Here is a 19,533-nt window from a genome sequence, read left to right as displayed (position 1 = left end):
TCTTAGACGTCACTGCCACTCGAGACCATGAAAACGTCGACCGGGTCCTGTGACTCGACAGTGAAACCGTGCCGCAGATAGAGCCGCTGCGCAGGGCTGCCGGTAAGTACATTGAGGCGGAAGGCGCGAGAGTCCGCGTTTCGCCTCATGATTTCAGTCAAAACAGAGCCGCCCAGGCCCCTGCCTTGCTGCGCCGGATCAATATAGAAATGCTCGATCCAATGGCCATCGATGGCAGGACGGACGGCAATACTACCGACGGCTTCGCCGTCGACAAGGATGATCTGCGTAAGTTCGGCGTCGAATCCGTCAAGGAAACGCTGGCGCACTCGCACCGGATGGTAACGCCCCAATCGTTCAAGGTCTTCCTTGAGCACCACTGCACGAAGCTCTGCGATCCACAGGGCATCGGAGGCGGTGGCGGATCGGAGTGAAAATAGGGGCTTCATTCATCAAGTCAAGCGGCTTACCCCGGTGACCACAAAATTCGGGCAGGATGGAGCCGTGACCCACCACGACGAACAGAAATTCCTGACATACATCCATCAGAATCCGGTCAACGGACAGATACTGCAGTTGGCGCCCCTTCTCGGGGTAACGGACTGGTGGTTGACAGCCGGCGCGTTATTCCAAACAGTATGGAATGTCCTTGAAGGCAAGGATCCGCAGGCCGGCATTCGCGACTACGACCTCTTCTACTTCGACGAAGACACCTCCTACGAGGCTGAGAACGCTGTCATTCTGCGGGCCAAAGAACTATTTAGCGATCTCGGGGTGGACGTAGAGGTCCGCAATGAGGCGCGCGTCCACCTTTGGTACGAGGAGCACTTTGGCGTCCCCGCCATCGCATTTACGAGCACGGCCGATGCCATTGATCATTTCGCCGCCGAGACTTGCTGCTTTGCCGTCACCGCCGATGCGGCAGGGGCGCAAAAGATCTACGCACCGCACGGATTTGATGACCTATTCGGTCGAAGGGTGGTGCCGAACCCGGTGCTGGCTCCCCGAGAGGTTTATGAGGCGAAGACCAAACGGTGGGGTCAGGTCTGGCCGTCCCTGAATATTCTCCCCTGGCCCACCCCATAGAAAACGACAGCTCCTTGTCGAGTCAGTCCACCGCCGTGAGGATGACGGGCCCGTCGTCGGTAATGGCTATGGTGTGTTCGCTGTGCGCCGAGCGGCTTCCTGTTGCGCTGCGCAGCGTCCAACCATCCGCATCGGTAACAAGTTTCGCCGTTCCCGCCATGATCCACGGTTCAATGGCCAACAGCAGTCCCGAGCGGAGTTGATATCCTCGTCCGGGGCGGCCGTCGTTGGCAATGTGGGGATCTTGATGCATCGTCGATCCAACACCGTGGCCACCAAAATCGGTATTGATGGGATAACCGGCAGCCGATAACACGGTGCCGATGGCGTGGGAGATGTCACCGATGCGCGCCCCAGGCTTGGCTACGGCGATGCCTGCCGCAAGGGCTCGCTCTGTCGTTTCGATCATCTTTACATCCGCAGGGTCGGCAGATTCCCCAACCGTGAAACTAATGGCCGCATCGGCCACGATTCCATTGAGCGACACGGCGAGGTCAAGGGTGAGCAGATCGCCGTCATTAAGGGCATAGTCATGCGGCTTTCCATGCAGAACAGCGTCATTCACGGAGGTGCAGATGTAGTATCCGAAGGCCCCATCGCCGAAGGACGGATCGTAATCGACGTAGCAGGAAACGGCGCCTGCTTGGGCAATCATCTCCTTGGTCCATTGATCGATCTCCAGCAGGTTCGTGCCGACTTTGACGCGCCCCTTCAGCTCTTGAAGGGTTGTGCCGATGAATCGCCCGCTGGCCTTGGCCCGGTCCAGATCAGCTGGAGCATAAATCTCGATCATGTGTAATTCCTCATCTCGTTTCCAATAACTATACCGGTAAGACTATACCGGTACTATAGTTGGATTCATGGTAAGACTTCCCCTCACTGCGGCAGAGCTTGAACGCGGACAACTCTTGGGCGCACTGCTGCGCCGTGCACGCACAGATCGCTCAATGTTCGACGTAGCGGTGGCCGCAAATATCTCCCCAGAGACGCTTCGCAAGATCGAAACGGGCCGCATTGCCACCCCCTCGTTCTCCACGATCGCGGCTATCGCCACCGTGCTTGGCCTGTCGCTCGACGAAGTCTGGTCTCGCATCAATCCTGGGCTGCAGGAATCCGGGGCAGCTCCAGCAATGACGATGCAGATGGACCGAATCGCGTCCTGAGCTTTGGGGGCGAACTGAGCCCAGGACACCCTCGCACTAGGATCTCAGTATGAGCCCTCTCCTTCCTTCATCCGCGCGCTCCCTTTCCGCGCTCGAACTTGAGCTGGTGGAGGAAGCAAAGGCAACTATCAACGCCACCACCGACGCCGGTCCAGGCGAGGACGGCATTCACACCATGGGTGCGGCCGTGAGAACCGCGGATGGGCAGACGTTCACCGGAGTCAACCTCTACCATTTCACCGGTGGACCGTGCGCAGAACTTGTAGCCCTCGGCGCTGCGCGCGCTGCGGGAGCCATTAAACCTATGTGCATCGTGGCCGTGGGCAACCACGGGCGTGGAGTGAAGAGCCCTTGCGGGCGTGATCGGCAAATCTTCGCCGATCACTATCCCGCGATGCGCGTGATCATGCCGTCGCCGGAAGGACTCGTGAGTGTTATTGCCAGCGAGTTGCTACCTCTCGCGTTTGATTACCAGGCCGAACAAATCTAGACCAAGCCCTATAGGCGACCAACGCTGCACCTTCTAAGCGGCCAGCTCTAGGGGGTCCACGCTTCGATGCATTAGGCTCGGGCCGTGGCTAAGATATTCGATTCCATTGATGACGAGCTCCAATCATGGATCAAGGAACAACCCATGTGGTTCGTCGCAACTGCACCGCTCGGAGCAGACGGGCATGTGAACATGTCCCCGCGCGGCCATGACTCCTTCTCTGTCTTGGACTCGCACCGAGTTGCCTGGGTTGACTACACCGGCAGCGGCGTTGAGACCATCGCGCACATCCGAGAAAATGGCCGAGTGTGCCTCATGTTCAATTCATTTGGCAGCCGTCCCCGTATCGTGCGCCTACACGGCCGCGGATCGGTGTTCCTCCCAGGCGATGCAACATTCGACAAAGTGGTGTCCCTCCACCCAGACCACCCGAGCACGAGGGCCGTCATTACGGTCGACGTCACCCGCATCAGTGACTCGTGCGGCTGGGGTGTCCCCATCATGGAGATGACCGGGGAGCGGGATCTGCTCCGCTTGCAGGCCGAGAAGAAGGGCGCCGATGGCATGTCCGCATACCGCACAGAACGGAATGCGCGGAGCATCGACGGACTTCCTGGATTCCCCCTCGACGCGTAGCCCAACCTAGGTCTCGACAAGCTCGACCAGCGGGTAACGAGCTCGGCCACCAAAAGCAGCCCTTATGCCGGTAGTCGACGATATTTGGTTTGACGGTATTCCCTGGCGTTGGCGCGGACTGACATCACGATGACAGCCTATCTGCGGCCTCTGACATTGCTGGCCTCCACCTCACGACAGTGGGGACACGTTCTCCCAAACGGAATGAGACGTGCGACTTTGCCGGCCTTGTCTGTCCCAGTGATGGAGTACCACGCGTTGCAGGAATTCATATGAACAGAGATCGGGGGGGTCGCTTGGACAATTTCTGAGCGATACGCCGCCGCCGGGCTTTGAATCAGGTTGGACCGTTCCGTATGGGGTTTCGCATTTGGGCGTCCGCGAAGTGCAACGTGCAAGGGCGCGGGCCGAAGCGAAAATCGGTGGAGCGAAAGCGTGGACGCTTAGATCGAACCGTCTCGGAACGGGAACGGCGGATTCTGGCGGTTATTGCAACAGGAGGGGTTCGATCAGTTCGATCGGTTTCTTGAACTCTAGTCGTTTGCGTGGTCTGTCGTTGAGTTCGGCGGCGACCCAGTCAAGATCCTGGGCACTATGGATGCTCAAATCAGTGCCTTTGGGGAAATACTGGCGCAGCAGTCCATTTGTGTTCTCGTTGATACCACGCTGCCAGGGCGAATGCGGGTCGCAAAAGTAGATCTCGATCCCGGTATCCATCTTCACCGTTTTCCAGTCCTGCATTTCGATACCTTGGTCCCACGTCAGCGAATGGCGCAGCGCTTGCGGGAGCGTTTTGATCTTCGCGGTCAACGCTTCACGCATCTGCTCGGCTTTGTAGCCATCGGGTAGGTGAACGAGCATCGTGTAGTTGGTAGTGCGCTCCACCAGGGTTCCGATGGCCGTCTGGTTACCCTTGCCAATGATGAGGTCCCCTTCCCAGTGCCCTGGCACGGCACGGTCTTCTACCTCCGGTGGGCGCTGGGAAATGTTGATCATTCCTGGGATCCGGTTCTTACGCTGTCCTGTCTTGCGAGAGGGGCGCCGCACGGCCCGCCCGGTGCGTAAACACGCGGCCAGATCCCGATTCAAGGCGCCCCTCGACTGGACGTACAGGGACTGGTAAATCGTCTCCGGTGACACCCACATCTCCTCCTGGTCGGGGAACTGGACGCGCAGTCGCCCTGCGATTTGTTCCGGTGAATACTTCTTAGCAAGATCATCTTCCACTACTGTACGCAGGGCCATATTCGTGTGGAGTTTGGCCGGTTTCGGCCGGCTGGCACGCTCATAGGCGAGCATGTGGGCCGACGTTGCCCGGTAGGCGGTGCCGGGTTTCGTGTTGCGGTTCAACTCTCGGGATACCGTCGAGGCAGATCGGCCAATAACCTCCCCGATGGCCCTCAAGGACTGACCTTGTGCGCGGAGAATCGCGATCTCTTCACGTTGAGCGAAAGTCAGACATCGGCCCTTCAAATTCCTGCCGCGGCGAGGTCGGACGCCACCGGCAGCGGCCAAGACAGTGTGCCCTGTACGCCTACTGGTATTGATGGGAATCACAGCATCGGTAATGAAATCACCTGCCTGCATCCCAGCCCAAAACACCTGCAATAGATCCGGCCGGAAAAGGATTGAATACTTCGCCATAGCAACACTCATTCACTAAGTGTTGCAATCACCGCAAGAACCCAAGGAACCCTTACCGGGCCCTCCAAGAAGTATGTGAAACCTGCGGGGTCTATCCACGTCGTGGAGCCATGGTTGCCACCACAGCATCCCTGGGTTCGAGGCGGTGAATCATTGACACCGGTTCGCTGGTGGAGTGCAATGGGCACATGGCATCCCGGAGGGTTGAGACGAGACTGCGTATAACAGGCGGTCTACTGATTATGGTTCTTGCTGTTGTCTCCCTGCTCATGATTTGGAGCCAGCCGCCAGCGGCTTGGTACCGAACCCTGGCTAGCGTGGCGTTTGCCGTTGCCCTGGTACTCGGCGTCACGATTGTGGTGGGCAAGACGCGCACCGGGCGGATGGTCCTGACACGCCGTCGGTGGAAGTATGGCTTGCTCATTGGCATCGTCGTTGTCTTCACAGTTGTCGCTATCTTCTTTAATCGTCCAGGCGGCAATCCGGCTCTGGCGCTGTTCCCGTTTTTCATAGGCGTCTTCATTGCTCAGTTGTTTGAACCGGAAGCGGTAGCTGCGTACACGATGGCGACGCTGACCGAGCGCGATGTTGCGGCTTGGAAGCGCGTCCTTCGCGTGACAGCCATTGTGGGAGTGGTTCTTTGCTGCATCAGTCTGGTGGCTGCAGTCGCCGGCAACTTGACTCTTGTTGCGCTGGCGCTGCCATTTGGCATAGTGGCTCTGGTCTTTGTGGCGGTCATCTTGGTACGGTTCAGGGCAACAAAGCGTCAGGCCAAGGGCGCGCCATAACCGGGTTCTCTGGACTGACATTCATGGCGTGCAGGCGGCATCCCATGCGGCATTTCGGATCAGTATTCACTCATCAAAGAGACGGCTTCGCCGCCTCAGAATTGGCGGTAAGACAAGGCTGGGGAGTTCGGACGGTCCTCGAAGAGAAGCCACCTGCGGGACGGTAGCTGGATAGCCTCCGCGCACGCCGCAGATGAATAGCCGGGAAGTCGCAGGACCTTGAATCTCATCGCCCAAGTGAAATGCGAGAGGTCCTAGGAGGCTGGTGTTTTTCAGAGGGGCGAAGCCAAAAAGTAAGCAACACGCCGAGAAAACACAGGCAAACTCACGGCGTGTCGACGGTTTGCACTTCGAGATCAGTCGAAAAAACCAACCACCTAGCCCCTTCGCTCAAATGGGCAGCCGGCCGTTTGAGAAGGGTGAGCGGCCGCACACTCGGGCTGCCGAGTGCAATACTTTCCAATATGTCACCCGAACCGCGGCGCTGGCGCCGAATCACCGATTTCATAGGCATCACAGAATCTGAAGAGGCCACACGCAATCGACCACGGCCATGGTCCGGCCGGTGGTGGCTTCGTCTGGTTCCTCTAGCGCTCATTGTCATTGCGGTCGTAGCGGTTGGTCAGGTGTTGCGCCTCTAAGAAAGCTCCCTCGTTTGAGGAACCTCCTGCGGGACGGCCTGCGGCACTCGGTGACTAGGTGAAGGATGCGGAACTCATTCCACGCTGTTGGCTCGGGCATAAGCTTCCACTTCGGCAAAGAATCGTTCGTCCTGAATACCGATCGTGAGGGAGCTGCGGCTGTCGTTGTAGGTGACGTCAATGTCGATGCCGTTGACGTTCCACATCTTCCGCAGGCCTCTCTGGCCGTGCCATGGAATAGTTGGCTCGCCGTGGAGGTCTGCCAGCCGGCTAAGAATGGCGTCGAAACACTGGGTTGCTTCAGCGTCTGGCGGTGCTGAATCCAGTCGCAGCTGTAAATGTATCGATTCTACGAGCCCGTCAAGTTCCCGTGACGTTGCGAAAATGGGGGGACCGTCATCGCTAGTTTCTAGGTGGAAATGATCCGCGATGTCACGAACATCGTTAGTGTTCGCGGGAGACTTCTTTCCGTGGCCCCATCCCAGACGCTTGAACAAGTCGTCCTTTTCGGATTGATCCTTAGGCCAGGGGTACCGGGTCAGTTCTTCAACCAGGGTAACGATGGCTTCAGGCTGTGGGATTTCGTTCATGAAACGATCTGGGGATGTCATGATGCCACGCTAGGCCCATAGCTCGGAGATAGCTAGAGAGCCAGAAGATGCCGGTCGAATGCGGCGTAGATCAGCCGGCCTCTGAATCCGTCCTGCAGGGAACGCTCACCGGGACGCCTACTTTCAGCCGCCCGCATCGGCATTCCCACGTGGTGCGGTCCGGAATTCTGACCGCACCACCGACCGGAAGCTATGCGCTCAGTGCGGACCCCAAGGCGTTGCTCCTGGGCGTGGTGGGGTGCCCGAAATGAACATGGGGCCTCCTATAGGGAAATGTTCGGTCTGATGGTTGAGTTGGCGGTTTAGTTGGTGTGCGGCTCGCCGGTCTTGACGTGGATGGTGGTGTTCCAGGGGTCCTCGAAGGAGAGCGTCTGGCCGTCGTGGCGCGTGCTGATCCGGTGATCCTTGAGGCGGGATTGAAGGGCTTCCAGATCATCAACCGTGGGCACGTCGATGTCGACGCGGCCGAGGCCTAGGGACGCTGCCCGCGCTTCGGCTCCGAGGCTGTTGAAGGTGTTCATGCCTATGTGGTGGTGGTAACCCCCGGCCGATACGAATAGGGCGACGTCCATCTCCCCGGTGACTTCGAAGCCCAGGATCCCGGCATAGAAATCTCGTGCCGTGCCAATGTCGCCGACCTGCAGGTGTACATGGCCAAGGGTGGCTCGCGGGGATGCGGGAGCCTGGGGCAGGTGCTTGCCGAGGAAGGCGTTCGGGTCGAGGTAGTTAGAGGCTAGGGCGTACAAGCCGGAGGATTCGCGGATCCATTGGTCGCGCGGGCGGTCGGCGTAGAGTTCGACGCCGTTGCCTTCCGGGTCATTGAAGTAGAAGGCCTCGCTGAAGAGGTGGTCGGTGCTGCCGGTGAATGTGCCCGGGGCCTTTGAGGCTGTCGAGGCGACGGATGCTGCCAGTTCCTCGGCGGTGTCGAACAGGACCGCGGTGTGGAATAGACCTGCCTGGCGGCGGTCGGCCGCCGGGAGGTCCTTTTCCTGTCGCAGGGTCATGATCGTCCGGCCTTGTTTGCCGAGCACTGCGGTGTGGCCGGTGTGTTCAAGCACATCAAGGGTTACCGCTTCGGAGTAGTAGGCGAGCATCGGGTCGAGGTCGCGGACCAGGAGTTCGACTGCGCCCATGCTGGTTTCCGGGGAGAGCAGCTCGTCGCGCGAACGCTTCTTCAGGGAATCGGGATGCGGGTTCTGGGGAAACATTCTACTGTCCTTACGGATTTGGTGAGGTGAGGGCTGTGGCCATGACGGTGGTGCGGGATATCGAAAAATCAGAACGACACAATCGACTTCGATTCAGAAGTGTAGTGGGTGCTGCACTTAGATAACCTTAGCAGACAAGCGTAGTGGGCGCTACGTTTTGGTATCCTAGAGAAATGAGCATCAAACAATCTGAAACCGCGCCGGCACTTCGAGCCGACGCCGAACGCAACCGTGAAGCTATCCTGGTCGCCGCCCGGCAGGTTTTCGCGGAGGACGGATCTTCGGCGTCGATGAACGAGATTGCCCGTCGATCCGGAGTCAGCATCGCGACTTTGTTCCGCCGTTTTCCCACGAGGGGTCAGCTGCTAGCGGCAGTGTTCACAGAGAAAGTCGCAGCATACGTGAATGCGATCGACAGTGCTTTGGACGATCCCGATGCGTGGCGCGGGTTTCGTTCCTATCTGGAAACGGCATTCGAGATTCAGGCCGAGAACTGCGCGTTCACTGACGTGCTCACTATGAGTGTTCCTGAAGCTCCGGAATTCATGGCCGAACAAAGACGAGCAAGTCGGCTGCTGCCCCAGCTTGTCGAGCGAGCGCAGGCCACCGGTCGCCTGCGCCCGGACTTCGTCCACCAAGACGTGGCGCTACTGCTCCTAGCGATCGCGGGCGTCGTCAATGCGACTCGCAAAAGCGCACCTGAGGCCTGGCGACGGGTTGCCGCATTATCGATCGAGGCACTACAGTCCCAACGCGAGCAGCTACCGGCGGCGCCAAGCACCCAACAGCTTTACCGCACCTTCGCACTCGAACGGATCCAAAGCCGAAAGACGGAAAGTCACAGCAAATCACGCTGAGCCGCATCCCGTAAGGGGGTTGTCCGGAAAGAGATGCTGCGGTGTTCCGTAAGGGGGTCCTCTAGAGGCGCGCCCGGAAGCGGAACGCTCAGCGGGACACCACATGCACTCGCGTCGAGGGGCCTGCACTCTTGGCGGCCCGTTGCCTCATTGAACTGTCTTCGGGAAGCCATGGACACCGCCCTTAAGCATGCGTATGGTTCGCTTTAGGTCAAACTCTTGCCACCGGACAATGCATAAAGGGGTGTGAACCAATCATGCGCAAAGGACGATGGGCAGCCGTCATTGCACTGTCATGTGGTCTTGTCGCACTAGTTGGAGGAATCTATCTCCATTCCATACCACTCACGATCCTTGCTGCCGCTCTCATCGTTATGAGTGTCTATTCAATAGCCACATTCGATCGTCGCCCACGCTGAGGAAGCCGCCACGACAATAATTTTTCCATGTTCGCCACAGCCACAGAGTCTCGCAGGGGAACCCTCAGCGGGCACACTCAGGCACGCGCAATAGTGGTGAAATGCCGTTTGCTCTACGGCCTTAAAACTCTCCCAGTCGAGCCCGACGTCGAGGAACCTAGTCCAACCCTCGCAGGCGCTTTTGCTCATCGAGGTATTCCTCGTCGGTATTCTTCTTCAACCGTTCGACGTCCGCTTCGGCCGCCTCTAGCTGAGTCTCAAAGTGCGCTTTTCTGATCTTCCAAATGTCCGCGTCAGATTGACTCTCCAAGGCCATGTCTTGAAAACCGTGATTGGAAGCTTCCAACGCCTGGGCCATCCCAGTCTTAAAGCTTCCGTCAGCTTCTTTGATGCTGATGCGAAGTTCGACGGCCTTGTCTTCCAACTCATCAAGACGCTCGCTTCGCGTCGGTAGCGCATCCAGCAGCGCAGTGCGCTGCTGGATGAAAGCCATTTTAGCGATTGCTATCTTGTCTAGACGGTCTTTCTCAGCATCCGCACTCAGTCGTTCTAATTCGAGTCTCGCCTCGGACTCTTTGTCCAGCCTCGTCGACTCAGAATCGGCAGCCAGCTGCCGACGCGATGTTTCCACGCCGAGTTTCTTTGCGCGTCCGTTTGAATGGAAAATGAAGGTCGCAATTAGAGCCGTAGCTGTTGCTCCAAGAAGGACGCCGATTCCAAGCACTGCCCAGTCGCGTCCGGTCAATTCCTGAGTTACTGCGAAAAAGACAAGCCCAAAGATGAAGGCCGCCGCGGTAAGAATGCCGAATATCCAAGACCATTTGTTGCTCACGACGGCATCCGGCCTGATTCAGGACGTAGAACATTAAGTGCCGCTGTGACAACGGTGGCCGCGCCACACACTGGAGCCTCGATCAACGATAGATAGCCAAGATCTCCTTCGAGCGCACTCAGATAATCACTTAGAGCCCGTTCATTCAGGTGCAGGAAATTCTTCAACATGCTCGTTCCTCCGCATATGTCCGCCCCAGCAGGGGCACGCCATTATCATCTCAGGGACACCTTAAAAATGGAGCATTCTTAGGCGGTCCAAGCTCGCGTTTTTGTAGCCGCTCAGGATGAGCACGTATTTGTCGCCAGAACGGCCGTGCCTTGTGTCCCGTAAGTCGGTCCAGCTCCGGTCGGCGGGATCGCTCAAAACAAGAGTAGTAGCAAGGCCGATGGTGCTGTCCGCAGCGGAACCTTGACCGGTCGCAATATGACTTTGGAGATTGTGAATACCACTAGCGATTCAGTTGAAGCGATGGGAGACGATAGTGAGGCCACGGGGAATCAAGCGCGGGTCGGCCCCTTCCCAGGCATTGAAGCGGCTAGTAGCCTCAGCTCATGGCCGAGGATGAAGTGCCCAAAAGACTACAACCGAAAATGACCCGGGGCGGCTTCCGCGTACAGTTCATTTGGTGGTCAATTTGGACAGCGCTGCAATTAGTCATCGTAGTCATGAAGGTGGTCTTTGAACCTGTCTGGGCACTTTCGGATTACCTGTTCGTCGCAGCAGTAATCCTAGGCGTGGTGGCATTGGGGTTCCTTTTGTATGTTCGTCATCACGACGGACATTTCTGGGATGCGGAGGACGCCACGAGAGATGATTGGGATCGGCGGGGTCGGGAACTATGACCCAACAGAACCGCTGTGACCGGCTGGTTACCTTCTGCCCAGCTGCCCGCAGTGTGGACGCGAAATGGCACTCTGCACGCATGACGTTCCTGCAAGCCGAACCATTAGCGGAACAAGTTTCGCTAATGTCCGAAGGGGATCGTCCATTCCCAGGAAATGTAACGCTGAGAAGCAGGATAGGACTGATGCCGAATATGAGCAAAGTTTTAGCTTCGGAACGGTTCAAGGGAAGCGTCAGCCCAAACTTCCTAGTGAAGATACTGCTCATGAGGCTAGGGCTCACCGCGATAGCGCCGTTCGTTGCTAATGGCGTATACGATTGCACAGCCTGTCATGACGACGGCGAGCAAAAGTATGAGCCAATTAGACGTTGTGACAAATACGAAAACCGCAAATATCCACGACACAATAGCTGCGATTCCTAAGACGAGACCCCAGAGTCTGCCTCTTTCTTTATACGTCCAGACTTGCCCTTTTTTGGGGAACATCCTGACTCCAATCTAAAGAGGCGCCTTGGCGACCTTGAAGACGTTCGTCAAGAAACCTAGGTAACCTAGCGGAATCCAGCTTAATCTCTGGGCGGCCCATGGCGCTGCTCGTCATTGGCTTGTGTCATCGTGTGCAGGAGGACTTATTTCGCTTCTCTTGATTTTTCGGCGGTTGAATAGCTTCCTAAGTACAATTTGAGTAATCACCAAGGCCGCAACGAAAAGTGCTGCAACTACGAGTACTGTCAGCCAGTCGGCATTTGCCCACGCTTCGTCGGTCGGTCCACGTACCAGTTTCACAGTCGCCGCTCGTATCTGTTCCACAGTCGCCGCTTCCTGACTTGCTAGCTATAACGAGTGTGTGCTCAGCCTTTCGTGGTCACTGATCTTGACCTTATTCCAACGATCATGCTATTTCCAGAGGAATAGGAAAAAGATCTAGTCGCGTTCACTAGAAATACTTGCCAGGCTTGTTATGCGCAGAATTTCACGAAAAGCCAGCCCAGATATGCCCCGTTTGTAGGGAACGTCCACAACAATTCTGTTGCCTGCCACGCTTGCACCGTCCCGCAAGGGGTATGTCCGAATATCAATTTGGAACTGTCCCGCAAGCCGGTCCTTCACCGGGGCATGTGCAGACGACTTCTGAAATTTTCGAAACAGCATTGTTCCGCAGCAGCCAGATTCCCGTATAGGGTGCCCGACTTAATACCCGGTGATGGGGGGCTAAACGCTACACTCAAAAACCATGACTGGACTCCTGATTGGATACGCGCGCGTATCCACCAATGACCAAGACCTCACCGCCCAAAAGAATGCCTTGCTTGCCCTCGGGGTGTCACAAGAGCAAACTTTCACCGACCAGGGCCTCACCGGTGCCAACAGGGCTCGTCCTGGGCTCGGGCAAGCACTGGCAGCCTGCCGGGGCGGGGATACCCTCGTGGTGACCAAGCTCGACCGTCTGGCCCGGTCGCTGCGCGATGCCAAGGACATAGTTGATGAACTCACCCGTCGCGAGGTCAAGCTCAGTATCGGTGGTTCCGTCCATGACCCCACCGATCCCGTGGGCAGGCTCCTTTTCAATGTTCTGGCCATGGTGGCCGAATTTGAGGCAGACCTGATCCGTGCGCGAACCCGTGAGGGCATGGCCGTCGCCAAGGCAAAGGGCAAGCTGCGCGGAAAACAGCCCAAGCTCTCCAAAGCACAGGAAACACACCTGGTCTCTGTTCACCGGGCGGGAACACACACCACCGTTGAGATTGCCGAACTCTTCGGAGTAGCCCGTTCCACCGTCTACCGCGCCATCAAGCGCGCCGACGACCCCTCATAGATCCTTAGCGTGACTTTCCCTACTGCTCCTCCTCAGGCCCAAATACTGACGATTGCGTCGCACCGCCCCAGGATTCCATTCGTTTCTCTAAGTGACAGGTTGGATAACAAGCCCGGCATATCTGGCATTCGAGGCTGAAACGGCGTTGGCCCACCTGATCGCTGTGCTCGGGTCAACGCCCGTTAGCCGGGCCAGAATTGTTGGTGGCAGTTCCTGTGCCAAAGACGCCATCGCTCCGGTCCTCCCCTTTGATGGCGAAATGCCGATTAGCCTCAGTCGTTTGGCCAATGTAACGGCGGCAATGGGATATCCGGAGCGGGATCCCGGTATGAGCCAGATGTTGTCTGTGGTTGGTGCGAAGATTCGAGGTGCTCTGCGGTTTTCATGGGTGGCCATGGCCAATTCCACGATCGCTTTGGGGAGTAGCACCGGTTCCGTTCCCAAGCGAAGGTGGACCGAACCGCCAGAGACGACAATATCTACAAGCTTCAATGCTGCAATTTGCTGTGGCCGTGCACCGAAGAGAAGCACGAGGGAGGCGCTGAATCGGATCGCTGCTGGCAAGGGACATTCCGGATCCAAGATGTAGCTCAGCAGTCGGTGGCGTTCATTTGCGGTGGTTCCGGTAACTCCGAGTGGCGTTCGTGGTGGCCGGCGTATTTCGATTTGGCGTACCAGCTGATTAGTGTGGGCCCATCGGAGGAATTCCTTGACCCGGAATTTTTCAGCCGAACCTGTGGAGCGCCAGCAGTCAACATCGGACTGCGTGAGGGTCTCAAGTGTCCGTTTGCAGGATTGAATCCATTCCAAGAGCTCGATGACGAGGCGGAGCTCGCGACGGCAACTCACGGCTAGACTGCCCGGGATCGGTGTCGGCTGCCTCAACAGCCGTCTGAGATGGCGCCATCGAGCGAACTGGATAAACGCCACTTTTATCTTCGGCTCTAGAATCCTTTCTGCACTGGCCACGATCCATTTCTCAAACCGAGCAATGTGATCGTCTCTGCGAGGAAGCAGCCCCGCGTCCACGAGCAAAGCACGAACGGCACGCGTTTCCTGATCGGTTCCAGCCTGGTCTAGGTATTCATGGCTAGGAGACACCTTCAACTCCATGATGGTGGCAAGCAATCTCATGGATGATTTCCTTGAGGCGAGAAGTTGGATGCTTGGTGAGGCCGTTCTTAACACCTCAAAAACGGCTCCGGCTACTGCATTGTCATTGCGCAACTTCACGGGAAGTAGAAGTTCAATCGAATCGTTGGCTGCGCAACGCTCACACAGACCGGCGGCATGGAGCTTTTCGTACCGTCCACAGCGGTCGCAATCACGAAACGATGCTGGGTCCCTCCGATAGCAATAGTCGCATAGTGGTTTTCCGTTGGCCCGGCTAACGACGATCCGATACCGCCCGCACTTGGAGCAATCTTCTGGCTTGCGCGAGCAACGACCGCATATGGCTCTTCCCTCAGTGTCACGGGTATTGGCCCGATTGACTGCTCCGCAGACAGCACAGGGTTCCTTACGGCGTGAGCAGTCGTGGCATTGCGCCATAGGAGTTCCTGCAAAAAGGCACGGCTTCCGTCGTTTGCAGCCGGGACAATAGTCAATGAGCTGTTTCGGCCTACATCTGCTACAGACGGGCCCGTCGGGCCCGTTCCACGAAACAAAGCGCTGTTGCCCACACTCGATGCATGCGGCCATGCGTTCCGGCAGCTTCTTCATACACGTCTGGCACATCCCTGAGCCGTCCCCAGCGTGCAACACCAGGATCTGGAATCGCCCACATTGAGAACAGATTTTTCGTTTGCTTTCGCCGTAGCATCTGGCGCAACAATGCAAGCCCTCGATGATGTTGGGTAGGAGGGCCTCCCGACCGCAACGCCCACACACCACCGGATTCAGAATCACGCCGGCCTCCTTCATTGCGGCATGAAGCTTGAGGAAAAGAGCGGATCCCGCTGCGGGACGGTCGAACCACTGCAGCGAATGAACCTCCAATTCCATGGCAACCCTCAGGATAGTGCCCGCTTTCCATGTGCGCTTCAGGGCATTCTCCACGGCATCAAGCTGGCTGGCGGTAACGTCGATTTCGCTGCCGATAACTGCTGTTCTGAGCACATTGTCGACGTTCGCCAATTGGCCATCCCAACAGGTCCCGCACCATTCCAGACCGACCACAAAGGCGCGCCGGCAGCGCCATTTTCCACAAGTGGAACACTCGATCCGAACGCGGCGGCCTCGCGCATAGCAAGAAGCGCAGATGCCATGAACACCCACCCGGGTCCACAGCTTCCGTTCCTCGAGACAGCGATAGCATCGAGTGCGTTTGATTCTGGTTGCACCATCTAATAGGAGCTGATCGATGATGCTGCCCAAGCTCGGGGGCATCGTATCGCTCCCAGAGGTCAGGAGACTTTTGTCCTCCTGCAGAACCGCCAGGAGTTCTAGGGCCATCGGCTTCAAAGTGACGGATCCTGCAACAGCCTGGCGAATGATGCTCGCCTCAAGTCCAGGCTCTACGCGCTGGATGATACCGGCTATAGCATCAAGCGCATCGTCACGATTCATGACCGGGAACTATACGGGCGCGTTTGGGGCGAAACCCAGATGCTCGGAGGAACTCGGCGTTTGCTTCTAACACTTGATCGTCCGTCCCGGTAATAACGGCTGCATGGCTTAGCTCAACGCGCTGGACGAGGTCGTCAGCTGTACAGTCGAATATGTCCATGAGTGCCACGAGGACGTGAAGGTTTAGCCGCTCAGGCTTCTCGGCAGCGAGGCGATAGACCTGGCTCGATGAAAGACTAATGCCACGTTCATTCAGTTCATGGATCAGCTTTGAGGTGGTGAACATTCCTGCAGCGGCCATGATTTCCCGGAGCCGCCATTCGTAACCGATGATTTTCATTCTGCACCACTTTCTGTGTTGGGGTTCGGCAGTAGCTTGGCAAGAGCGTCGTGCATCATCTTGTTCGCGAAGTCCCCGCTAACGGCCGTGTAAATTGCTGTCGTGGATTGGTAAGCGTGGCCGACCTGTTGCTGGATGAAGACAGGGTCCACCCCTGATTCGACCAGATGCGTCACGTAGCTGTGGCGCAGTGAATGTGGCGATAGGGAATGCTCCAGGCCAAGACTGTCTCTGAGTTCTCCAAAAGTTTTGCGTAACTCTTGAGTGCCTGTTCGTGTGCCTCGTTCGGTGACCCAAAGTGCGTTGGAATTCTTCGCGCGTACTTGTGGCCACACGTTTTCCACATAGTCCCGGACGGCGTCCACGGCCCAGGGGTGAAGGGACATGACCGAGCGACGTTTCGGCGCCGACCCGGCGGAAGATTTTCCATAGCGCACTTGCAAGACGCCAAATCGACCGAATGCTGGGGCATGTGGATTCGCAAAGAAGTCCGTTTCATCCAGGTGAACGGCCTCGTTGATACGAAGCCCCCAGCCGTAGATCACCTTGAGCATGGTGGCGTCCCGATAAGCAGGCAGCGCTCCCTTGCGATGTGCGCTCAGGCAGTCTTCAACGATCCGATCCGCGCGGTCCAGGACTTTCTGGATCTCCTCCCGGGACATTGGCCGGCGGCCGGGCCGTCCCTCGTAATCCTGCAAATGGGCAACAGTGTTCCATTCGTGGCAAACCTGTACCGGGTGCGTACCGAACCGCGACATGCATTCTTCAACCCAGCCATAGTGCTCCGAACAAAGGTAGCTACAGAATGCCTTGATTGAGTATTGATACATCCGGATGGTGGTCGGCGCAAATTTTTTGACCGCCACAAGATGCAGCATCCATTCATCGAAGTCACCGGCAGTCCACGTCCAGGGCCACTCATTCGTGAAAGTTTGAAACTTCAGAATCTGCCCCACGGTGCTCCGAACAGACGATTCCTTGAGATTTCGCCCGCCTCGTTGACGCATCTGCCAACCCTCAACCATGGCAGCGAAAACCGCTTCCTTCTCATTGAGGAATGAGATTCCGGGACGGAGAGACAACGAGGCGAAGCCCGGCGGAACACCAGATATGACCACAATTCCCTCCCGTCTAATGCATTATTCATGCATTACACGGGAATTTTTTGGCCTTGTCTAGAGCTTTTCGCCCTTTTCATTCGTCGAACTTAGGTCCAGAATGGCATTAACAACCCATTTGGCGGCTGATAATTCGCATTTAACGGAAAAGCAGCTACAACACGTAGTGCAGGCAGCGCGTGACGACGCCCCAGACGGTGACCTCGCCCGCCACCTCGCCCACATCTTCCGGGGACGGCAGGAGGGTGGGCTGGGTAGCCAGGGAGGTCACGCCGTCGTTCATAAATATGCGGCGGATCAAGAGTTCACCCTCGACGACGGCCACCACCACCGAGCCATTGCGCGGCGTCAGGGCCCGGTCCACAATGACTTCATCGCCATCGGCAATTCCCGCACCTGCCATGGAATCGCCGGCCACCCGCATAACGAATGTACTGGTGCGGTCGCGGATCAGATGCCGGTTGAGATCGATCCCGCCATCAAAGTAGTCGCGAGCAGGCGAGGGAAACCCGCTGGCTTCTGAACCGGGCGGCCTTCTGGGAGTCGGGTCCATGCCAAACACGCCATCACCGCCTAGTACAAAGATTCGAAGAAGCCCAGCTTACCACTCCCCCAATGCGGCCAGACTCTCAGGCGGGCAGCGGTGCGAAGCTGTCCAGGTTGTTGAAGCTGTAGTGGTGGATGCCTGCCAGTGACGGGGTCAGGACTGTCAGTTCCGACACGAGGTCATCGGGATTGTAGCGGCCTCCGCCGAGCAGGCGCAGCCCCAGCGCACCCTTGCCGCTGATGAAACGCAGCGAACTGCCCACGCCAATTTTCGTGGCCAAGGAGATCAACTTGGTGCGCGGAACCGAACCCGCCACTCCAGCCCACACCGGCAGCATGATCCCTTCGTGCCGAAGCATGGCCACATAGCTGTCTATCAGTTCTGCCGAAAAGCACATTTGGGTCACGATGCAGTCGGCAAGTTCAGCCTTCGCCCGCAGGGAGTCCAATAATTGCTGCTCGCTGATGGCAGGGTGCCCCTCGGGATATCCGGCCACGCCGATTCGTAAGGTGCCGCCGCCCAGATCCGCGATGTCCCGAATGAGGGCCTCACTGGATTCGTAAGGTCCCGCCGTCTGCGCCTTGTCGCCCCCAATGGCGAACACCTCAACGATCCCTGCCGCGATGCAATCACGGACAATGGATGCAAGTTGTTCGCGCGATCCAATGGATCGCGCAGCAAGGTGCGGGACAACGCGGTACCCGTGGCCGGCCAGCTCCAGCGAAGCAGCCATGGTTCGCTCAATGCCGTGGTGCGGCAGGCACGTGACCGTGACCATTGCACCAGCGGGAAGTTGGGCAACCACCGCAGCCACAATCCCGGACGTGGGAATGATTTCCACCCGTGAGGGAAGAACTTCCTGCCCGGCCTTCAGCTCACCCAGATCTGCTGCCATGGTTAGTGGCTTGCGATCAGGGAGGCGGCTTCCTGGCGGGTATGGCCGGAATCTTCGATGCCTTCAGCGATGTGTGCGAGGTGTTCGGGGATGTCGAGGCCCTTTTTCCGCATGGCCGTGGCCCACAAACGCCCGGCCCGGTACGAAGAACGCACCAACGGTCCACTCATGACACCCAGGAAGCCCATCTCCTCAGCCTCGGCCGAGAGTTCAAGGAATTCCTGCGGCTTGACCCAACGATCCACCGGCAGATGCCGCTCGGAAGGACGCAGGTACTGGGTGATCGTGATCAAGTCCGTCCCGGCGTCATGCAAATCCTGCAGGGCCTGAGAGATTTCCTCACGCGTCTCACCCATACCCAGAATCAGGTTGGACTTCGTCACCATCCCGTGGTCACGGCCCTGGCTAATGACATCCAGGGAGCGCTCGTACCGGAACGCCGGACGGATGCGCTTGAAGATCCGCGGCACGGTCTCCACATTGTGCGCGAACACCTCGGGCTTGGACTCACAAATCGCGGTGATGTGCTCGGGCTTGCCGGAGAAATCAGGGATCAACAACTCGACACCCGTGTTCGGGTTCAACTCGTGAATCTTCCGCACCGTCTCGGCGTAGAGCCAGACACCCTCATCAGCGAGATCATCACGAGCCACACCGGTGACGGTGGCGTAGCGCAGGTTCATCTTCACGACCGAGCGGGCGACCTTCGTGGGTTCGAACCTGTCGATCGGGGACGGCTTGCCCGTGTCAATCTGGCAGAAGTCACAGCGGCGGGTGCACTCGGAACCACCAATGAGAAACGTTGCCTCACGGTCTTCCCAGCACTCAAAAATATTCGGGCAGCCAGCCTCTTCACACACCGTGTGCAAGCCCTCGCCCTTGACCAGGTTCTTCATCGCGATGAACTCCGGGCCCATCTCGACCTTGGCCTTCATCCACTCCGGCTTACGCTCCACCGGAACAGCAGCATTACGCTGCTCAATACGCAACAACTTACGACCCTCAGGCGCCAACGTCATGAGAAAAC

Annotated in this window: 22 protein-coding genes; 9 read left to right on the top strand and 13 right to left on the bottom strand. The window is 57.7% G+C overall.

Annotated features, from left to right (window positions below; all coding sequences use genetic code 11):
- Nucleotides 1-2 precede the first annotated feature (2 nt).
- Nucleotides 3-449 carry a GNAT family N-acetyltransferase gene (locus tag ACP7B9_RS02490; RefSeq protein ID WP_425860440.1) on the bottom strand — a complete coding sequence of 149 codons (447 nt, stop codon included), beginning with the start codon at nt 447-449 and terminating at the stop codon, nt 3-5.
- A 55-nt stretch (nt 450-504) separates the two neighbouring features.
- Between ACP7B9_RS02490 and ACP7B9_RS02485 the strand changes: the two genes are divergently transcribed.
- Nucleotides 505-1,086, top strand: a complete 582-nt coding sequence (locus tag ACP7B9_RS02485) for a nucleotidyltransferase family protein (protein ID WP_425860438.1) — start codon at nt 505-507, stop codon at nt 1,084-1,086.
- A 22-nt stretch (nt 1,087-1,108) separates the two neighbouring features.
- On the opposite strand, the gene map is transcribed toward ACP7B9_RS02485, so the two are convergent.
- Entirely contained in the window at nt 1,109-1,879 is a 771-nt protein-coding gene (map, locus tag ACP7B9_RS02480; RefSeq protein ID WP_425860437.1) for a type I methionyl aminopeptidase, read from the bottom strand.
- A gap of 67 nt (nt 1,880-1,946) precedes the next feature.
- Here map and ACP7B9_RS02475 point away from each other — a divergent pair, with 67 nt between their 5' ends.
- From ACP7B9_RS02475 to ACP7B9_RS02465, 3 genes are all read left to right on the top strand, one after another.
- Complete coding sequence (locus ACP7B9_RS02475) at nt 1,947-2,249, top strand: helix-turn-helix domain-containing protein (RefSeq protein ID WP_425860435.1); 303 nt, start codon at nt 1,947-1,949, stop codon at nt 2,247-2,249.
- A gap of 49 nt (nt 2,250-2,298) precedes the next feature.
- The gene (locus ACP7B9_RS02470) at nt 2,299-2,739 is read left to right on the top strand and encodes a cytidine deaminase family protein (protein WP_425860433.1); all 441 of its coding nucleotides are present in this window, start codon (nt 2,299-2,301) and stop codon (nt 2,737-2,739) included.
- Nucleotides 2,740-2,823: 84 nt separating this feature from the next.
- Nucleotides 2,824-3,375, top strand: a complete 552-nt coding sequence (locus ACP7B9_RS02465) for a pyridoxamine 5'-phosphate oxidase family protein (RefSeq protein WP_425860432.1) — start codon at nt 2,824-2,826, stop codon at nt 3,373-3,375.
- A 486-nt stretch (nt 3,376-3,861) separates the two neighbouring features.
- On the opposite strand, the gene ACP7B9_RS02460 is transcribed toward ACP7B9_RS02465, so the two are convergent.
- Nucleotides 3,862-5,031 carry an IS30 family transposase gene (locus ACP7B9_RS02460; RefSeq protein ID WP_425860430.1) on the bottom strand — a complete coding sequence of 390 codons (1,170 nt, stop codon included), beginning with the start codon at nt 5,029-5,031 and terminating at the stop codon, nt 3,862-3,864.
- A gap of 230 nt (nt 5,032-5,261) precedes the next feature.
- On the opposite strand from ACP7B9_RS02460, the gene ACP7B9_RS02455 reads away from it, so the two are divergent.
- Complete coding sequence (locus ACP7B9_RS02455; RefSeq protein ID WP_425860428.1) at nt 5,262-5,807, top strand: hypothetical protein; 546 nt, start codon at nt 5,262-5,264, stop codon at nt 5,805-5,807.
- 715 nt (nt 5,808-6,522) lie between these two features.
- Here ACP7B9_RS02455 and ACP7B9_RS02450 read toward each other — a convergent pair.
- On the bottom strand, nt 6,523-7,059 hold the full coding sequence (locus ACP7B9_RS02450; RefSeq protein ID WP_425860426.1) for a hypothetical protein: 537 nt from the start codon (nt 7,057-7,059) through the stop codon (nt 6,523-6,525).
- 302 nt (nt 7,060-7,361) lie between these two features.
- A complete protein-coding gene (locus ACP7B9_RS02445) occupies nt 7,362-8,267 on the bottom strand; it encodes a VOC family protein (RefSeq protein ID WP_425860424.1) in 906 nt (301 codons plus the stop codon).
- A gap of 173 nt (nt 8,268-8,440) precedes the next feature.
- Between ACP7B9_RS02445 and ACP7B9_RS02440 the strand changes: the two genes are divergently transcribed.
- Nucleotides 8,441-9,124, top strand: coding sequence for a TetR/AcrR family transcriptional regulator (locus ACP7B9_RS02440; protein WP_425860422.1), 684 nt, complete (start codon nt 8,441-8,443; stop codon nt 9,122-9,124).
- A 576-nt stretch (nt 9,125-9,700) separates the two neighbouring features.
- Here the strand turns inward: ACP7B9_RS02440 and ACP7B9_RS02435 are convergent.
- Complete coding sequence (locus ACP7B9_RS02435; RefSeq protein WP_425860420.1) at nt 9,701-10,375, bottom strand: hypothetical protein; 675 nt, start codon at nt 10,373-10,375, stop codon at nt 9,701-9,703.
- Entirely contained in the window at nt 10,372-10,545 is a 174-nt protein-coding gene (locus ACP7B9_RS02430; RefSeq protein WP_425860418.1) for a hypothetical protein, read from the bottom strand. Before ACP7B9_RS02430 ends, ACP7B9_RS02435 begins: the two co-directional genes overlap by 4 nt.
- A 384-nt stretch (nt 10,546-10,929) precedes the next feature.
- Here ACP7B9_RS02430 and ACP7B9_RS02425 point away from each other — a divergent pair, with 384 nt between their 5' ends.
- Both ACP7B9_RS02425 and ACP7B9_RS02420 read left to right on the top strand, forming a co-directional pair.
- Nucleotides 10,930-11,220 (top strand): hypothetical protein, encoded by a 291-nt coding sequence (locus ACP7B9_RS02425; RefSeq protein ID WP_425860417.1) that lies wholly within the window; start codon nt 10,930-10,932, stop codon nt 11,218-11,220.
- 1,236 nt (nt 11,221-12,456) lie between these two features.
- The gene (locus ACP7B9_RS02420; protein ID WP_425860416.1) at nt 12,457-13,038 is read left to right on the top strand and encodes a recombinase family protein; all 582 of its coding nucleotides are present in this window, start codon (nt 12,457-12,459) and stop codon (nt 13,036-13,038) included.
- Between the two features lie 87 nt (nt 13,039-13,125).
- Here the strand turns inward: ACP7B9_RS02420 and ACP7B9_RS02415 are convergent, their stop codons facing one another.
- The gene (locus tag ACP7B9_RS02415) at nt 13,126-14,172 is read right to left on the bottom strand and encodes a hypothetical protein (RefSeq protein WP_425860414.1); all 1,047 of its coding nucleotides are present in this window, start codon (nt 14,170-14,172) and stop codon (nt 13,126-13,128) included.
- Between the two features lie 795 nt (nt 14,173-14,967).
- Between ACP7B9_RS02415 and ACP7B9_RS02410 the strand changes: the two genes are divergently transcribed.
- Nucleotides 14,968-15,387, top strand: a complete 420-nt coding sequence (locus ACP7B9_RS02410; RefSeq protein ID WP_425860413.1) for a hypothetical protein — start codon at nt 14,968-14,970, stop codon at nt 15,385-15,387.
- A 208-nt stretch (nt 15,388-15,595) separates the two neighbouring features.
- Here ACP7B9_RS02410 and ACP7B9_RS02405 read toward each other — a convergent pair whose 3' ends face one another.
- The 5 genes from ACP7B9_RS02405 to lipA form a co-directional block, all read right to left on the bottom strand.
- A complete protein-coding gene (locus ACP7B9_RS02405; RefSeq protein WP_425860411.1) occupies nt 15,596-15,946 on the bottom strand; it encodes a helix-turn-helix domain-containing protein in 351 nt (116 codons plus the stop codon).
- The gene (locus ACP7B9_RS02400) at nt 15,943-16,902 is read right to left on the bottom strand and encodes a tyrosine-type recombinase/integrase (protein ID WP_425860409.1); all 960 of its coding nucleotides are present in this window, start codon (nt 16,900-16,902) and stop codon (nt 15,943-15,945) included. The genes ACP7B9_RS02405 and ACP7B9_RS02400 overlap by 4 nt, the downstream gene beginning before the upstream one ends.
- A 316-nt stretch (nt 16,903-17,218) precedes the next feature.
- Nucleotides 17,219-17,617 (bottom strand): LexA family protein, encoded by a 399-nt coding sequence (locus tag ACP7B9_RS02395; protein ID WP_425860407.1) that lies wholly within the window; start codon nt 17,615-17,617, stop codon nt 17,219-17,221.
- A gap of 76 nt (nt 17,618-17,693) precedes the next feature.
- Nucleotides 17,694-18,506 carry a methylenetetrahydrofolate reductase gene (locus ACP7B9_RS02390; protein WP_425860405.1) on the bottom strand — a complete coding sequence of 271 codons (813 nt, stop codon included), beginning with the start codon at nt 18,504-18,506 and terminating at the stop codon, nt 17,694-17,696.
- A gap of 2 nt (nt 18,507-18,508) precedes the next feature.
- Nucleotides 18,509-19,525 carry a lipoyl synthase gene (gene lipA / locus ACP7B9_RS02385; RefSeq protein ID WP_425860404.1) on the bottom strand — a complete coding sequence of 339 codons (1,017 nt, stop codon included), beginning with the start codon at nt 19,523-19,525 and terminating at the stop codon, nt 18,509-18,511.
- Between the last annotated feature and the right edge of the window lie 8 nt (nt 19,526-19,533).

Origin of the sequence: Arthrobacter sp. TWP1-1 (assembly GCF_049897845.1) — a bacterium.
GTDB lineage: Bacteria > Actinomycetota > Actinomycetes > Actinomycetales > Micrococcaceae > Specibacter.
This window is presented reverse-complemented; position numbering and strand designations above follow the sequence as displayed.

Coding starts and splice junctions, on each gene's coding strand:
- ACP7B9_RS02445 (WP_425860424.1), bottom strand. CDS start 8,267: ATGTTTCCCCAGAACCCGCATCCCGATTCCCTGAAGAAGCGTTCGCGC.
- ACP7B9_RS02410 (WP_425860413.1), top strand. CDS start 14,968: ATGAAGCTTGAGGAAAAGAGCGGATCCCGCTGCGGGACGGTCGAACCA.
- ACP7B9_RS02430 (WP_425860418.1), bottom strand. CDS start 10,545: ATGTTGAAGAATTTCCTGCACCTGAATGAACGGGCTCTAAGTGATTAT.
- ACP7B9_RS02420 (WP_425860416.1), top strand. CDS start 12,457: ATGACTGGACTCCTGATTGGATACGCGCGCGTATCCACCAATGACCAA.
- ACP7B9_RS02470 (WP_425860433.1), top strand. CDS start 2,299: ATGAGCCCTCTCCTTCCTTCATCCGCGCGCTCCCTTTCCGCGCTCGAA.
- map (WP_425860437.1), bottom strand. CDS start 1,879: ATGATCGAGATTTATGCTCCAGCTGATCTGGACCGGGCCAAGGCCAGC.
- ACP7B9_RS02390 (WP_425860405.1), bottom strand. CDS start 18,506: ATGGCAGCAGATCTGGGTGAGCTGAAGGCCGGGCAGGAAGTTCTTCCC.
- ACP7B9_RS02450 (WP_425860426.1), bottom strand. CDS start 7,059: ATGACATCCCCAGATCGTTTCATGAACGAAATCCCACAGCCTGAAGCC.
- lipA (WP_425860404.1), bottom strand. CDS start 19,525: ATGACGTTGGCGCCTGAGGGTCGTAAGTTGTTGCGTATTGAGCAGCGT.
- ACP7B9_RS02425 (WP_425860417.1), top strand. CDS start 10,930: ATGGCCGAGGATGAAGTGCCCAAAAGACTACAACCGAAAATGACCCGG.
- ACP7B9_RS02395 (WP_425860407.1), bottom strand. CDS start 17,617: ATGGACCCGACTCCCAGAAGGCCGCCCGGTTCAGAAGCCAGCGGGTTT.
- ACP7B9_RS02490 (WP_425860440.1), bottom strand. CDS start 449: ATGAAGCCCCTATTTTCACTCCGATCCGCCACCGCCTCCGATGCCCTG.
- ACP7B9_RS02405 (WP_425860411.1), bottom strand. CDS start 15,946: ATGAAAATCATCGGTTACGAATGGCGGCTCCGGGAAATCATGGCCGCT.
- ACP7B9_RS02460 (WP_425860430.1), bottom strand. CDS start 5,031: ATGAGTGTTGCTATGGCGAAGTATTCAATCCTTTTCCGGCCGGATCTA.
- ACP7B9_RS02415 (WP_425860414.1), bottom strand. CDS start 14,172: ATGAGATTGCTTGCCACCATCATGGAGTTGAAGGTGTCTCCTAGCCAT.
- ACP7B9_RS02455 (WP_425860428.1), top strand. CDS start 5,262: ATGGTTCTTGCTGTTGTCTCCCTGCTCATGATTTGGAGCCAGCCGCCA.
- ACP7B9_RS02440 (WP_425860422.1), top strand. CDS start 8,441: ATGAGCATCAAACAATCTGAAACCGCGCCGGCACTTCGAGCCGACGCC.
- ACP7B9_RS02475 (WP_425860435.1), top strand. CDS start 1,947: ATGGTAAGACTTCCCCTCACTGCGGCAGAGCTTGAACGCGGACAACTC.